General features: G+C 38.1%; 12 protein-coding genes and 2 pseudogenes. 3 read left to right on the top strand and 11 right to left on the bottom strand.

The window, feature by feature from the left end:
* Both ACRD7A_RS18705 and ACRD7A_RS18700 read left to right on the top strand, forming a co-directional pair.
* Positions 1 to 239 (top strand): annotated as a pseudogene (locus ACRD7A_RS18705) (IS5/IS1182 family transposase); the annotation flags it as partial.
* Positions 240 to 327: 88 nt separating this feature from the next.
* A pseudogene (locus ACRD7A_RS18700) lies at positions 328 to 483 on the top strand (transposase); the annotation flags it as partial.
* Between the two features lie 200 nt (positions 484 to 683).
* On the opposite strand, the gene ACRD7A_RS18695 reads toward ACRD7A_RS18700, so the two are convergent.
* From ACRD7A_RS18695 to ACRD7A_RS18645, 11 genes are all read right to left on the bottom strand, one after another.
* Positions 684 to 1883: a porin gene (locus ACRD7A_RS18695; protein ID WP_430812916.1), complete on the bottom strand. Its 1200-nt coding sequence runs from the start codon at positions 1881 to 1883 to the stop codon at positions 684 to 686.
* 11 nt (positions 1884 to 1894) lie between these two features.
* Positions 1895 to 2971 carry a type II asparaginase gene (locus ACRD7A_RS18690; RefSeq protein WP_430812915.1) on the bottom strand — a complete coding sequence of 359 codons (1077 nt, stop codon included), beginning with the start codon at positions 2969 to 2971 and terminating at the stop codon, positions 1895 to 1897.
* A 10-nt stretch (positions 2972 to 2981) separates the two neighbouring features.
* Positions 2982 to 4466 carry an aspartate ammonia-lyase gene (locus ACRD7A_RS18685; protein ID WP_430812914.1) on the bottom strand — a complete coding sequence of 495 codons (1485 nt, stop codon included), beginning with the start codon at positions 4464 to 4466 and terminating at the stop codon, positions 2982 to 2984.
* A gap of 17 nt (positions 4467 to 4483) precedes the next feature.
* The gene (locus ACRD7A_RS18680) at positions 4484 to 5815 is read right to left on the bottom strand and encodes an anaerobic C4-dicarboxylate transporter family protein (protein WP_430812913.1); all 1332 of its coding nucleotides are present in this window, start codon (positions 5813 to 5815) and stop codon (positions 4484 to 4486) included.
* Between the two features lie 200 nt (positions 5816 to 6015).
* Positions 6016 to 8460 (bottom strand): mechanosensitive ion channel family protein, encoded by a 2445-nt coding sequence (locus ACRD7A_RS18675; protein ID WP_430812912.1) that lies wholly within the window; start codon positions 8458 to 8460, stop codon positions 6016 to 6018.
* Between the two features lie 38 nt (positions 8461 to 8498).
* Entirely contained in the window at positions 8499 to 9608 is a 1110-nt protein-coding gene (locus ACRD7A_RS18670; protein ID WP_430812911.1) for a PCMD domain-containing protein, read from the bottom strand.
* 4 nt (positions 9609 to 9612) lie between these two features.
* Positions 9613 to 10338, bottom strand: a complete 726-nt coding sequence (locus tag ACRD7A_RS18665; RefSeq protein WP_430812910.1) for a hypothetical protein — start codon at positions 10336 to 10338, stop codon at positions 9613 to 9615.
* 113 nt (positions 10339 to 10451) lie between these two features.
* On the bottom strand, positions 10452 to 10886 hold the full coding sequence (locus ACRD7A_RS18660) for a hypothetical protein (protein ID WP_430812909.1): 435 nt from the start codon (positions 10884 to 10886) through the stop codon (positions 10452 to 10454).
* A 10-nt stretch (positions 10887 to 10896) separates the two neighbouring features.
* Entirely contained in the window at positions 10897 to 12612 is a 1716-nt protein-coding gene (locus tag ACRD7A_RS18655) for a hypothetical protein (protein ID WP_430812908.1), read from the bottom strand.
* Positions 12613 to 12633: 21 nt separating this feature from the next.
* A complete protein-coding gene (locus ACRD7A_RS18650) occupies positions 12634 to 13422 on the bottom strand; it encodes an SDR family oxidoreductase (RefSeq protein WP_430812907.1) in 789 nt (262 codons plus the stop codon).
* A 104-nt stretch (positions 13423 to 13526) separates the two neighbouring features.
* Positions 13527 to 14303 carry a glucose 1-dehydrogenase gene (locus ACRD7A_RS18645; protein ID WP_430812906.1) on the bottom strand — a complete coding sequence of 259 codons (777 nt, stop codon included), beginning with the start codon at positions 14301 to 14303 and terminating at the stop codon, positions 13527 to 13529.
* A gap of 290 nt (positions 14304 to 14593) precedes the next feature.
* Here ACRD7A_RS18645 and ACRD7A_RS18640 point away from each other — a divergent pair, with 290 nt between their 5' ends.
* Positions 14594 to 15169 (top strand): DUF3332 domain-containing protein, encoded by a 576-nt coding sequence (locus ACRD7A_RS18640; protein ID WP_430812905.1) that lies wholly within the window; start codon positions 14594 to 14596, stop codon positions 15167 to 15169.
* Positions 15170 to 15580 lie beyond the last annotated feature (411 nt).

The raw sequence follows: 15580 nt of genomic DNA, 5'->3' as shown, positions 1-15580 counted from the left end.
TTAGAAATTGTCTTTTCAAACACGATATCTTTGACAATATTGATAACAATAAACGTAATGGCAAGAATGACGTTTCACTCCTGGATGAAGCTCTTTATAAAGAACGTTTTGTCGTTGAAAGAACCAATGCATGGTTAGATGCTTTCAAGGCAATACTTGTGCGTTTTGAAACCAAAAAAATGCATTGGAAAGCGCTAAACATCATTGCTTTTTGCATTATTCTTCTTAGACAACTTTAAACAACTTCAAAGAAAAAGCCAGCAACCCGGTAGTGAAAATGAATCAAATATTAAAAAAGTAAAGAAGGAAGGCAGTTTTATAAAAAAACGAAAACAAACAGTTAAACCTGTATTTGGCATCATTAAGGAAGTTTTAGGGTTCAGGCATTTTTCCCTGAGAGGAGAGTTTTAAACGGATTGTGAATGGTCATTAGTATGTATTGGATACAATCTTAAAAGAATGCTCAAACTTGCAATGCAATAATATGTAAAATGACATAGCTAAATGACAAATAAGTGGAAATAATGATTGGATTTTATCTACACCAAAAAATATTCGTTAATAATCAAAAACTCGCAATCCTAAGATTGCCAGTCGAAGATAACACTGGAATTGATGACTTCTGATAGTTCGACAGGCTGCTAGGAATATCACCCTTGCTTTTTGGGTAAGGCTACAATGTGCTATAGAATTTTAAGAGGAGTAATAATTCCAGCAGTTATCCTGCCGTTTGAATAATCAACCAGATCAATCCTTGACTTTGCATAATCAGAATAACGGTAAATGCGGCCCACATAGGCAGTGAAAAATTTAATATTTAAATTATCCCATGGATAAAACTCAACCGTCGGAATAAATCCATATGCAGTTCGTATTCGGTTGGTGCTCTTCATAGGATCTTCTCTGCCTTCCCAGTTGGCGTAATCAATGTACCCGGTAAACGTTAAATGCCATTTATGAGTAAATTCCCAATCAATTTTTAACCAGTGACTCCAGTAACGTGTATCTCGCAAAATAAAACCAGTTTCCTCGCGAGGTATAATTTGACTGATAATACCTGTGCGATCCAGATCCTCGTTACTGTGTTTAAAATCATACGCCACTGTGATGTTGTTAAGGTTCAACTGTTGCCCGAGCGCCAAATAGCGTTTAAAAATGCCAGAAGCTTCATTAGTCATCGATGCGCTCCAAAGAGTGGAAACCATTCCATCCCACAAACTACCGCGCCAGGTTAGTACTGCACCTAAGGGTGCTTTAGAGGCAGTGATATTTTTCTGACTGATGATTGTACTGTTGCCATAAATCTCGTCAAACGTTTGAGTGCGTGAATTATATAATTGAAAACCAATGTAATTATTGGGTCTGTAAAGATATTTAATACCTACCCCGGACATAAAATTATCGGCCATCTCAATAATATCGGAATACTCATAAATTTCAATGGGATTGAGGTCAAATTCAATGCCCCCCCAATCGAGACAGAATTTGCCCACAGATAATTCCCATTGCTCTTTGTTCCCTAACTTAAAGGCCATGTAGGCCATATCCACACCTTTAATTATTTTATCCTGAGATTGTGGTTCAAAAGCACTGGTATAGCGATGGCGAAAGCGGAAAAATACCTTATCAGTAACCCAACCTCGAATCTCCAACCTGAATTGTTCCATTTTAAAATGGGCACTAAGGACATCTCCATCTCTGAAGTCGCTGCGAAAGGCATATTGCTGGTTAGCAATCAAATCAATGTTAGAAAGAAGTTTTTGCTTGTTTTCTGGAATGATTGAGCGATAACTGGTTTCTACATTGGCTTGTTTAATTTGTGCATATCCAGCAAATAATGAAGTTGTTAAGAGCAGGAATGCTGCGATAGTTTTGCATGTCATTTTAACTAATTTTAATAGTTAATAAACAGTTCTTGCAACTCCTCTCGGGTACGCTTTTTTTGGTCGGCAAGAGCAAGCATCAGCAAAATGCGCGCTTTCTGAGGATTCAGTTCATCTGAAGAAACAGTGCCGTAGTCCGTATCAATCACTTCGCCTTCAATAAGCACTGCACCAATGGGTACACGTGTAGCCCTAATAATCGGAATACCTTTTTTAGTGGCCTTTTTAGCAGCTTCAAGAGTTTCATTGGTCATGTTTCCATCCCCTACCCCCGCAACTATAATTCCTTTTGCACCAGCTTTAATCATGATTTCAATCAGGTCAGATGAAGCATCTGCACACATATAAACAATATCCACACGTGGTAACTCACTAAGACCGTCAACAGAAAACTCACTATTCAGGGTGTGCAGACCATGTGGCTTATGGAACCATAAAATTTCGCCAAAAATAACAGTTCCAATTAAACCTTCTTGTGGTGACTGGAAAGTTTGAACTGGTGTAGAATACATTTTCTTGACATTTTTGGCGGCATGAATTTCATCATTCATTACCACCATTACTCCATTCCCTTTGGCCTTGGGGCTAGCAGCAACAGCCACCGCATTGTACATATTTAATGGACCATCGGCACTTAGTGCTGTTGCTGGTCGCATTGATCCTGTAAGCACAACTGGTTTATCACTTTTTACTGTGAGATTCAAAAAATAGGCTGTTTCTTCCTGGGTATCTGTACCGTGAGTAATCACAATACCGTCCACCTCGTTACTGGCTAACAATTCATTTATCCGGTTGGTCAATTTAAGCCAAATTTTGACACTCATATCCTGCGAACCAACATTAGATATCTGCTCCCCTCTAATGTTGGCCAGTCTACGGATGTTAGGAACAGCATCGATCATTGCATCAATCTTCACTTGTCCGGAGGTGTAAGCTGATCCCGTAGAACTGTCACCGGAACCGGCAATAGTGCCTCCGGTAGCCAAGATTACTACATTGGGTAGGTTTGCATTTTGTGCTTTAACAAGCAGACCTGTGGAGATGCAAAACAGAACAAGTATTGCTTTAATGTGAATCATATTTTTCATAGCTGTCTAATTATTTGTTCTTGTATTTTGTTTTATCCAATCCAGTCATATTTTCTGGGTTAAGGATTTTTTGTATTTGCTGTTCGGTCAGTAATTTTTTTTCACGTACTAGCTCTAAAATTCCTTTTCCTGTGAGCATGGCTTCCTTTGCCAATTCGTCGCCCATGTGATGCCCGAGAATAGGATTGAGTGCAGTAACAATCCCAATAGTAGTCGATAAATTACGAGCATGGACTTTTTCATTAATTGTTATGCCATCAATACATTGTTCTCGAAATGCCTTCATGCCATTGGTCATAATTTTTTGCGATTCAAGAATCGCCAAACCGACTACAGGTTCAAACGCATTTAACTGCAAAACACCAGCCGATGAGGCCATGTTAACGGTTACATCGTTACCCATTACCCGATAACTGATCAGTGTCATTAGCTCGGGAATTACCGGATTTACTTTTCCTGGCATAATGGATGAGCCTGGTTGCCGTGCCGGCAGATTTATTTCGAAGAAGCCGGCGCGTGGTCCAGAGGATAAAAGAATCAAGTCGTTTGAAATTTTCACCAACGATACAGCTAGTGTTTTCACGGCGGAAGAATACACCACAAAACCGTGCAAACTTGAAGTGGCAGCAATCATATCATCAGCATTTGTAAATTGAAAACCCGTTATTTCACGAAAATGTCGGATATATGCTTCAGAATAACCCACTGCGGCATTAAGTCCGGTACCAATTGCTGTACCACCCATATTCAGCATCATTAAGGCCTTTTGGCTCTCTTCGATGTTGGCAATGTTCCAATCAAGCATGGCAGCAAATGAATGAAACTCCTGCCCAACGGTCATTGGCACTGCATCCTGCAATTCGGTGCGACCCATTTTCACTACTTCGAGGTGCTGGTTACCAAGTAGTCTGAAGGACTGAGCCAATTGCTTCATTTCGTTTACCAATTTTTGATGATATAACACCATTGTTAATTTCAGTGAGGTGGGGTAAGAATCATTGGTTGACTGGGCCATGTTAACATCATCAACGGACGAAATAATGTCATAACGGCCTTTTTCGTACCCACCTTTTTCAAGAGCCAGGTTAGCTATTACCTCGTTGGCATTCATGTTGGATGAGGTACCGGCACCACCTTGATACAAGTCAACCATAAATTGATCAGTGTACTTTCCTTCAATCAGTTGCTGACAGGCCCATTCGATCAGCTGTAGTTTTTTTGGCGAAAGTTCACCTATTTCTGCATTGGCCCGCGCAGCAGCCAACTTAATCATTCCCCAGGCTTTTGCATACTCGGGATAGTTGCTAAGGTTTTGTCCAGAGATCTGGAAATTTTCAAGCGCCCGGATGGTTTGTACACCGTAATAGACATCTGTTGGAACCTTGACATCACCTAAAAGGTCAGTTTCGGTTCTGAATTGCTGCGCTGAGGTAATCTCCAATGCTAGCAACATGATTATTATGAAAAAACCGGACAGTAAGAATTTCTTTTTCATTTGATTAGATATTTGGTTTAAAAGACAATCGCTGATAATAACAGGGCAATTAGTACGGCTGATAAGGTTGTAACTAACCCAGGTAGCATAAAGCTATGATTTACAAGATATTTACCAATTCTAGTTGTCCCGGTTAAGTCGAAATTGACTGCTGCAATGACGGTACCATAAGTAGGCAGGAAAAAGTATCCGTTTACCGCTGGATAAACAGCAATGAGGAGTGGCAGCGGAATGCCTAATGCTACCCCCACGGGCATAAGCGTTACAACAGTTGCAGCCTGGCTAAATAATAAGATGGAGAGTGCAAACAACCCAACTCCAAATACCCACTGATAATCAGTTATAGCGCTGGAAATCCCACCAACAATACTTTCACGGTTACCTTCGAAAAAAGAAGAGCCTAACCACGATATACCAAGAATTGAGACAATAGCAATAATACCACTTTTCATGATATCACCAGAAACCATATTGCCTGCATTAGCTTTAAAGAAGAGCATAATTACTCCGGCAATGGCCAACATCAGTAATATGATGGTGTCTCCCATGTCTATTTTACCACTTTGGGCCAGCCCATCAGACACCCATTCGTATGTTGGCCGAATGTTAGGAAACATACCGAGTAATACCACCATAATCACAGCAGTGAAAAAGGCCATTACTGAACCTTTAGCATTTCGAAGAGCTTGCCCACTCAATTCATTCATGGGTAAAGATTCGCTAATGATGCCTTTTTGAAGTTGATTCTGATAATCTGTATCTTCAGCAAGCTTTTTACCTCGCCAGGCAACAGACAGCGAACCAATTATTACAGCCAAAAAGGTAGCAGGTATTATAACCAGAAGAATTTTGGGAAGGGATACACCTAAAACAGACATTACACCAAGTAGCGCCACTGTTGCTGCTGAAATAGGGGATGCAATAAGTCCATGCATTGCAGCTATGACACTGATGGATAGTGGTCGCTCTGGTCTTATGCCAGCTTTACGCGAAATCTCACCAATAATTGGAAGGAGTGCATAAATAACATGCTGTGTACCTGAGGCCAGAATAAGAATATACGTCACCAGTGGAGCAAGAAAGGTTATGCTTTTAGGATTTTTACGTAATATTTTCTCGGCAATACCCAACAGGTAAGCAAGACCACCCGCAGATTCCATTGCTGCTAGTGCAGTTATAACGGCTAAAATCATTCCTAAAACAATAACTGGAGGACCTCCTTGAGGCATGCGAAAGAGAAAAACAAATACAATTAAACCAATACCTGCGATCGTTCCCATCCCAATGCCACCTATTCGGGCTCCAAGCACAATGCACAGAAGAAATATTAATAGTTCGAGCCACAACATATGATTAAATTATTAAATAGTCAAATCATTAAATTATACCTATGAAGATAGATGGTATTCAAATTAAAACAATTACTTTTTATAATCAACCTTTGCTTGATAAAGTGCTGATACCAGAAATTTACAAAATACACTTTATTACCATAATATGTTTCTTTAAAATTTTAACTAAATCATTTCAATGCACAATACTGTCACTATCATTCAGGTGAATCTTTAGCTAAATTTTCAGAAGTAGTTTGAAATGACCTAATATGAATATCACGCTGTGGGAAGGGAATGGAAATCCCTTCTCGGTAGAAAGTATCATGAATCATGAAGATTACTTCACTTTTAATGATAATCCAATTATCAAAATTCTCCGTCCAGAAAAGCAACCTGAAATCCAAAGAGCTTTCTCCTAAATTATTAAAGAGTACCGAAGGCTCTGGCCTTTTAAGAATTTCCACATGCTTATCAAGAATATCTAACAACAATTGCTGAACCTTATGCACATCGGAACCATATGCCACACCTGAAATGATTTCTATCCTGCGTTTCCTGTCCGATAGTGTCCAGTTAATTACCTCATTTGAAATCAAATTAGCATTGGGCACCACCACCTCGGCACCATCAAACGTACGCACATTACTTGAGCGGATACCCATCGTTTTTACGGTTCCAATCAAAGTGCCAACCTCAATTGTATCGCCAATCTGAACAGGACGCTCGAACAGCAAGATAATTCCGGAAACAAAGTTGTTTACAATGTTTTGTAAACCAAAACCAATACCAACGCCAAAGGCGCTAAAAATTATTGTGATCTGATTGACAGGCATCCCTACAGCTGACACAGCAATGATAATACCTATTGTTATTAAACTAAACCTGGCCACCACTGAAATCATACGGGGTACCCCCTTTTTAAGCCTTGCTTTTTTCAATACATCGTCTTCGAGCACCATTTTGATTACTCTGGAGATAAGAACAGATATCCAAATTATGAAGAAGAAAAGCAGCACCTTCCATAGAGTAAATGAGATACTACCTATTGAAATATTATCGGACAGCATCTTATCCATAAAAATATAGAAAGCGGTATCGACATGAAGTATCTGCAACATATAATTCATCCAAAACAATACAGCAATCACCATAATTATCACTGCTACTTTTGTTTTTAGATCTTCTTTCCGTTTTTGAATAAAATTAAAAAGGCGTTTAAAATTCATGTCGATAAACAAATGCATTAACCCAATCAGGGTTACCGAAGAAATACTCAACAAAACACCAACAAGCGTATTCGTAATTGGCAAATCAATGGCAATTTCTGCCACTCTAAGATGGCCGGTAATAACAGTAAGCACCCCAATTGCTGCACCTGCCAAATGAAACAGTATTATAAAGTTGATAAACTTATTAAAAATAGGATTGGCTGTGAATTTCAGGCTCATGCTCCTAAAAAGATGGACAAGAAAGAGTATTTCAATGATTCCTATTATCAGCAATATATATCTATTAAAGGAACTTGAGACAGGGAAAATATAATATAGGAATCGCAACAAGAATAAGCCCGAAATAACAGCCATATAACGGCGCCCTTTTCTCGAAAGGTGAATCAAAATATCAATCAGAGGTATAATAAGGATGAGAATTGACAAATCAGCAATTATCTTAGGTTGAGTTTGAAAGAATAAGTTGGAACTATAAATCCAAAAAATAAAGGCCATACTAATTGGCCGATATAAAATATTTAAAGTGGAATCTTGATAAAAGTTTAACTTAAGATTTGAAAATACTTTGCTTTTATATCGTATGGATATTAAAATGGTAATCAGTATGAATAAAAAACACAAATAATAGAAAATAGCGCTTTGATTGTGATTATAGAAATTTCCCAATATCAGCATGTTTTCAGCAAAAAACTCATGTATGTATTTTTTCATCTTTCTAAATGAGAAATCAGAAAAATTGAGTTTGTATATTGGAGGATACTTTTTACGTAACAGCTCTTCCTGCCTGCTTTTTTTAATCGCATCGATTCTGGCAAGTAACTGATCAATCTTAATTGAATATTTAGATGAATTGGCCACCATTGAAAGCACTCTGGTCATTTTTCCTTGAATTGTATGAATCGCCCTATTAACTAAAACGACTACTTCTTCAATGGTTTCATTTAGCACACTATCATTGTAATTGGAGTTATAAAAAAATCGGGAAGCCTCCCAGGCAGCATAGTCATTTTTTATTTCCGTGTTTTGTATTGTAAGCGTTTGTAGGATACTCTCTAGTCTTTCATTCTCATTTTTCAACATGTTCTGAAATTGTCGAATCTTGCCCCTTTGGTTTTCAAGATTCGTGGACGTCAGACTATCAAGTTCATTGGTCGTCAAGAACTGTAGCATTGAATCAACGACTGCAACTATAGAATCATTCCGTTGCTTTTCCAATTCCAAACTACTATCTGACAAAAGCTTATTAAGCACTTCATTAACCTCATGGGTTTTACGCACAGAAGACATTACAACTTTTTCCAACGGTATGATTATGCTTCTTGCCGAATCAGATATTATTGTATTTTCAATTTGCGCAGATAATTGAAACGGTAAAAAAAATATGAGATTTAGTAGGAATATTTTTTTAATAAATGCAATGTTATACCTCATATAACTTATTTTCAGTTCAAAGAAGGTTGAACTATTTATTAATATATTAGCTCAAGATCATCAATAGCTAATTCACTTCCAGGAGCTCCTTCAAAAAAATCGCCACGATGACTGGATGCGAACACAACTGTAATATGGGTTGGCTTTTCATCACCTGTCCCAAATACAACCGGAATCAGTCGCTCTTCACCATTGTCGAGAATGTAGACATCTTTTGGTCGTTCATAGTTAGCCGGCGAAGCGATAAGTCCATATTTGAAATCAAGATTAATAGTATTCCAGTCAGAAACATTTCCCCCGGTTCTATACCAGGCTATTGCAACTTGTTTGTATGGCTCTGCCGATCTATCGGTTATAATAATACCAATATCACACGAGTCTTTTGCATTGGGTAATTCATTGAGCTTCCCATCTTTTACAATAACTCCTGGCTTATATTTATACTTAATGCTAAAGGATTTAGGGCGTGCAGAATAAGGAACACCAAACTTTGCTGAAGCAATTGGATTAGACAGGTTGAGTTTAAAAAAACCTGTAAACATTGAGCCCGCACCAATGCCTTGTCCAAGTAGTTTTCCCAGCGGCAGCTCAACGGTTTGCAGAAGAGCGTATGCATTATCCCCGTCATAAGCTGGCACCACATTAGGACTCCCAAGTGTTACAACCCCCGGATTACCTGTCCCCCAAATTGTTTCATCTTTACTAGAACCAGGTTCGTAATATGTTTTGGAACCAGTAGCTTCATACCAATTCTGAAAATTGGAATTGTTGAGCTGAATTTCAGGCACACTCAATTTTACTTCAGCCATGTATACGTGTTTTGTGCCATCCTCGGCAGTAACAGTAAAGGCAACCGGATCAGAAAAATCAATAATATCGCCCTGCGTTGGACTTACCGTTGCAAAAGAAGACACTTCGAGTGTAAGAACTTGTAAATTGTTGATATCAGATGCTTCATCAACCTTGGCTGTTATTGTAAGGTCATCATGGTCGATATTAATTGTACCAATTTGATTTTGAATCGAGAATGTTTTGATTTTGGCTTGATCATTCTTGCCAAAATGATATTCACTAAGGCACGAAGGAAGCAAAACAGACAAAAGTATAGCAGTACTAGTATAGACGAGATGTATTAATTTATCTTTCATGTCATTAATTTTTGGGCCATAAATAAACAAATATGCCAATGTTCAGTTGAAGGATGTCAATTCTAAAATCAATGCTTCCTGTTTCTGTTATGGCATCAGGCAAATTAGTTGTTTCCATCTTTTCATAGGAATACTGAATACCTGCCACATTCAGTGTTGTTTCGAAAGCAACATTTCGTAATACAAACACACTGATGCCAGGTCTGATCCCTAATAAGCCAGTGTATTTTACTGTTCTGGTGCGTGTTATTTCTTCATTCAACACAGTTTGTTTTATTCCCTGATCGATCTGATTCATAAATTCAATTTGAGTAATGATATTGAACCGTGATTTGCGATCAATAGGGGTGAGGTTCTTTAAAAATGGGGTTATGGAGTAACGCGTTCCGAAGAAATCTTCAGTAAAAAGTTCTCCGTCCGAATTTTCAAAAACACCTGAACGATCCTCCTGTCCATATTGTAGAGCCAAACCGGCAAAATTATAATCAGCAAAAGCATAGGCTCCATCTGCGCGAATCAAAAAGTCGTATCCTTCATTTTCATCCACATAGCGAATAAGCTGGTCCTTATCTTGTGTGTTATTAAACTTTAAAGAGACAGTTCCACCAGCTAGCCAGCTTCCTTTTTTGATGTAATTGCTCATGTTACTAAATTCCTCTAAGTCAGTTTGAGAGCTTGAGTTTAATCCTATTAAAAGTAATAGAAAACAAAGTATTAATTTATTAATCATTTTAGTATTCTTTTAAAATAGATTAGTGAAATACATTTCTGAAAAATGCATTCTACCAACAAAAAGGGCTGTTATGGAGGCCTATTTTTTTTTTTTTGCTTCAATCTTAATTTTTACTCCTTGGAATAAGGTTCCAGTGTCAGATAATTGACTACCAGTGCAACCAACCCGGCAATAATGCCAACAATAAGTGTTGCTCCTGCAGGAGAAATCCAAATTGTTCCAAACCAATATTGCCATAAAACAGCCATACCTGTTACAACTCCGAACGTGAAAAACCCATGCTTAATAATAACCCATAATTTGGTTCTAATACCTGGTCTATTATCTTTTGGAATGGAAAAGAAGGCAATAAATGTTAATATCATTGCAAGAGACACAGCTAATGGAACTGCACTGCCTAAAACAGTTACCTGGTCGTTGGTTATTGAATCCATGGTGACAGCTACCTGCTCAAGTTTCTTAAATGAAAACCATTGAATACCTCCGTTAATTACTCCATTGATAATGCCATTTACAATGGCGCCTTGAATAATTTTTGACTGCATAAGATAAAATTTATAAAAACATAAATAGACTTAGTTGATAGGTCTGCCATGATTTACTATTTGGCAGGTTATCTGTGATCGCACTACCTGGATGGGCTGTAGAAACAATTCCCAGTAAAAGAAATTTTCTGCTTATAGCATATTGGGCTTCAAGCGTATATTCCTGACCATAATCTTTGGACTGAAGCTGCGCAATAGGTGCCATGCCACCCAGGTTATTTAACTGGTGAGCCCTGAGAAAAAAAGCATCCATACTTAATCTTAGCTTTTGAACAGGATATGCTTGCAGTTGAATTCGATTGGAAATAATATTACCATTACCAATTATTTTTCGGTAATTTAAACCTTGCACCCAGGTTCCTAAACCACCTGTTAACAAAGGATCAAATCGCTCGTAGGTTTCTGTATTAGGATCGTCACCTTGCATAAAAGCATACCGGTAATAGAGTGAGGGCTTCATTTTCCATGTTTGTTTTTTCAAACCGACACCAATATACCAGGCATTGGCTGACATACCACTTTTACTTTCATATACATATTCCGATTTTAGAAAGAGCCCGGTATTATTAATATTATTCATCCATAGCTTAGGATTAATTATCCAGAGTCCTTCTTTTTCAATGCTTACGCCGTCAGGCAGGGCATAACTGCCTTTTCCTCCAGTGCGATTGATGATACTGATGTTAGCATCTAATGACTTGTTATTATTGTATTCAATCGTAACACCGGTATAGTTAATATTGGTTTGTCGGTCTTTGAACAACTCCTGTGGTTCCAGAAAGAAACCCTTTACCGTCCAGAAATTATTGGTATAGGTTGCAAGTGCTGTTTTTTGGAAAGCTGTGCGCGAGCTCATATAAGTACTTCCTCTGTCACCAGCATTGGATGAACCCGAGTACCTTGAAAACAGAAAGCCATCGTTTAGTTGAAAAAAACTCCTGCCAGCTGAAACATCAAGTTTACCTCTTTTATTTTTGCCCAGGTGAGCCATTAGGAAACCAATATATCCTCGTTCGATATCGAAAAAGGCCGTTGAACCACCAGCATAAACATCATCTCCAATACGCCCCGAAAGCAGACCGGAGATAGCCCCATAAATGTATAAGTCAGAGTGTCCTATTTGAGTGATACCGCCAATGCCCGGTTCAAGAAATATTTCGGGCCAGGCGGTAATGCCTTCTCCAGCGGGTTTATCGGCTATAGGATTGCCCTGAGTAAAGGCTTCACCCTGACCAAAAAATCCGTTATTGTCAACAAACATGCCAACTCCTCCATTTAAAAATAAGGTTAATTCCGATCGATTATTTTCAAACAGCAAGGGCAAGTCACTTAGCTGACCGGTTTTGATCATGCCTTTCGCTATTTGCTCTTTTCGAACACCTGGTTTAATATACCAGCGAATAGTAACGGTGCCAGAAGTTTGCTCATTAAATACTTTGTATTCTGCACTTTCCACCTCAGGTAGGAGTTCAATTTTTTTCGTCTTAAGGTCAAATAGTGTTTTGTTGAATGCCCCTTTGTTGGCAATGTGGAAATACGACAGAAATTCTTCATATTCCTGCGCAGTTACTTGCCTTACAGAATCTCTTTCTAATACAAATACTTCCACTTTCTGTATGGGTATACCTTCTGCTGTAATAGGGGGAATCTCAATGAGTCCCCCCTGAGCGTATCCCATCATTGTTACAGTAAAAAACGGTAACAGAAAAACTAATCGTAGATACATTGTTTTCAAAACCAGATTGTTTTAGGTTGGCATTTTACTTTGATAAACTCCACCTCCATTGATGGTTATTTGCGCACCTGTCACCCAAGCTGCAGCTTTACTCATAAAATACATCATAGCATAGGCGATTTCCATCGGCTGCCCCCTACGTTTCATGACAAACATCTGATTTAGTTTTTCGAGCATTTCTTTAGTATACCCTGCTTCAAGGGTTGACTCACCATTATCCACAGAACCAATGACAATAGAATTAAAGCGAACTTTGGGTCCACCTACCACCGCCATACTCCTTACCATATGCAGAAGGCCTGCTTTTGCAGTACTGTATTCAATAAATTCAGGAGAAGGACTAGTGCCCACTAATGAACCGGAAAAAAGCACACTCGCATTTTCCTCCTTTTCAAGATGTGGCATACAGAATTTAGTAAGCATGTAAGCACCTACCGTATTCAGTTTGTAAGCATTTACCAGTTTTTCGGTGGTGGAGCCGAAGGTAGGTGTTGCTGCTCCCCAGCCCACATTGTTCAATAAACCGGTAATTTTTCCAAATTTAGCAATGGTTTTATCAACAAGATCCTGTAACTGCACTTCATCTGTAGAATCGGCTACAACCGGCAGTATTTCATTGCCTGTCTTGTCTGATATGCGCTTGGCCACTTCATGCACTTTTTCTTCATTTATATCTGATATCACCAGGTTAGCACCTAAAGTCGAAAATAACTCTACAGCGGCACTTCCTATGGCTCCTGCGCCACCGGTTATAATTATCACCTGTCCTTTGAAACTAAAAAGCTCATCTAAAATTTTCATAATAAAATATGTTTAAGTATTTGTGATTATTTTGTAGTCAAATCCCCAAGTTGAGTAATACTCCATTCTTGATGTGTATACACTAATTGTGTGTAATGACTTGTTTAATCCAGCGTCTGAACGCCTCCGCCATTAACAAAAAGTACCTGACCACTTACCCATGACGAAATAGGGGAAGCAAAATACAATACGGCACCGGCAATGTCTTCAACTTCACCAAGGCGCTTTATAGGAGTGCCGGCTAGCATCTTAGCTTCAATTTCTGGAGTTAGCACACTAGCAAGAGCAGCCGTTTTAGTAGCACCAGGTCCCACGCAATTTACTCTTATTTGATGAGGACCGTAATCGTAAGCCAGGTTAGCTGACATATGGTTTAAAGCCGCTTTAGAACCGGCGTAGGCACTCATATTGGGACTTTTATTAATGGAGCCCATTGAAGTGATGTTGACGATTGAACCATAACCACTTTTGCTCATTTCGGGAGCACAAAGTTGCGATAGTCGCCATGCACTGAAAACATTAAGCTGAAATACAAAAGCATACCTCTCAACAGTTATTTCAAATGGACTTTCGCGGCCGCCTCCGCCACCTCCCGCATTATTAACAAGGATCTCAATGCTGCCAAATTTTTCCTTTGTAACATTAACTAAGTTAACAAGGTCTTCATCTTTTGTCACATTACATGCTACTGCAATGGCATTGCCTCCATTCTTTGTAATATCATCGGCAACTTTTTGTGCATCATCAAGTTTTAAATCTGAAACAACCACATTGGCGCCATGCATTGCCAGTATTTCACATGATCCTTTACCAATGCCATTACCACCCCCGGTAACGATGGCTGTTTTGTTCTGTAATTTGAAAAAATCACTTTTTTCCATTTTATTTAACTTTAATGGTTAATAAATCAAATCGACAATCAATTTATCCAGTGTTTTTTGCAAAGTCAATCAAATTGATTTTTTTTTGTATTACATATTTTTTTTCTTATAATCCCCATTGTGAAGTTGGTTTACATATGCGTTTCTCGAATTTTACTTTTTTCTTTAACTAATTATTGACATTTACTCAAGAAAAATGAATATTACTATTCTAAAAATGTTGACATGGTTTTTTAAAAGTTATCGTCGGCTTTTGATGTCTTAATTGTTTAATAATTAAATTAATTGTTATGAAAAAATTAAAGCTTTTTTCACTCGCTGGTTTATTGTTATTGTTTAGTATAGGCCAATCAGGGTGTTATGGCTCGTTTAGATTAACTAATAATCTTTATGACTGGAACAGTACCGTTGGTAGTAAGTTTTCAAATGCATTGGTATTCTTTGCATTTGTTGTAATACCTGTTTATGAAGTAGCAGTGCTGGTTGATGGAGTAGTACTAAACACAATAGAGTTCTGGAGTGGTGGAAATCCTGTGAGTATGCACGAAGGAGATATGGAACAAAAAATTGTTAAAAAGGATGGTAATGAATATCTGATAACAGCAACTGTGAATAAATTTCACATCGAACAACTTAATGGTGATCAGAAAGGTTCTGTGGTGGAGTTAATCTTTAATCCAGATGACCAAAGCTGGAGCTTGAAAGATGGCAACAAAGAACTTCAGAAGCTTGTAGAACAGAACGGTGATATTGTGAATATTTATAAGCCCAACGGAGACTTTATTCAGGTAGAATCAACCAACCACGATGTAGCAGCTATTCGTGAACAGCTTAGGGTGGAGTCCCCTGTTTTCGCAATGGACTAAAGAAGCGCTAGGCAGGTGCGTTGCTACTGAATTGATACAATCAACAGTCTTGTTAATACCGTAATATCGTGTAATGAACTGTATATTAGGATAACTTTATTAATTATAAAATTGATTTATTATTGGAATACCAGTAAATATCTTCACGGCCTGCTTGACGCTTAATTTATGATTTAGTTGCACCCCTGATGACTTAATTAGCACAGGGGTGTATTGTTTTAGAATAGATTTATTATACAGAACGTATGTTATGAGTGTCAACTATTTAACTAAAAATCAACACACGAGACTCCTTAATAAATTGTTAAGTGTATACTTTGATTAAATAACTCCCAACGGCAGTCTGTCTAAAAACTTAACAAGCCACCGTGTTTATGTTTAAAACTAGGTTTATTTTTCGTGAACAGAAAA

This window comes from Carboxylicivirga longa (genome assembly GCF_050589825.1).
In the GTDB taxonomy this organism is placed as follows: Bacteria; Bacteroidota; Bacteroidia; order Bacteroidales; family Marinilabiliaceae; genus Carboxylicivirga; species Carboxylicivirga longa.
This window is presented reverse-complemented; position numbering and strand designations above follow the sequence as displayed.